This window comes from Saccharicrinis sp. 156, from assembly GCF_050589685.1.
GTDB lineage: Bacteria > Bacteroidota > Bacteroidia > Bacteroidales > Marinilabiliaceae > Saccharicrinis.
Genome location: NZ_JBNGOS010000110.1, coordinates 1 through 597, shown reverse-complemented (window position 1 = coordinate 597; position 597 = coordinate 1). Strand labels below are relative to the sequence as shown.

Below are 597 nucleotides of genomic sequence, written 5' to 3'. Positions count from 1 at the left end.
TCCATCGTTAGGCGTACCCACAATTATTTCATTCCAGTTTACCCCGTTATCCGTTGAATATTCTAACAGTACACTATCGATAACACCAGTGGAACTCCAGCTTATTTCATAAACTGAACCACTTTGTAAAACCTCATCCCCGTTGGGAAAAGTGACCGCTAACGAAGTTACATTAACATTCAGGGTAACCGGGTTTGAATGAATGGTTAACTCAGGAACTGCTGTGTTTGTCACTTCGCAGGTATACTCGCCGGCATCCTGAGAACGTAGGTCGGTTAGTTGGTATTCTGTTGAATTAGCTTCCGGAATTTCGACACCATTCCTGTACCATTGGTAGCGGTTGTTGCCTCCCCCGCATATAACAGACAGGGTATGGGAGTCTTCTTCATTAAGCTCCACCGTAACCTGCTCCCCTATGTTTTGCTGCGGCGCATAGTCGGTGGCCGAATCTACGTTAGGTTCAATGTCCTCAAACGTAAACCTGTTACCATTGACAGGGAACTGTTGCAGGTTCACCAAGGAAGACAAGTCGGGCAGACCGCTTAAGTCGTTCTGATACAGGAACAGATTCACCAGGCCTGTACAATTCGCTAATTC

At 46.2% G+C, this 597-nt stretch carries 1 protein-coding gene; it reads right to left on the bottom strand.

Annotated features, from left to right (window positions below):
* A partial coding sequence (locus ACRD64_RS25255) for an immunoglobulin domain-containing protein (RefSeq protein WP_430937426.1) occupies window positions 1-597 on the bottom strand: 597 nt, incomplete at both ends.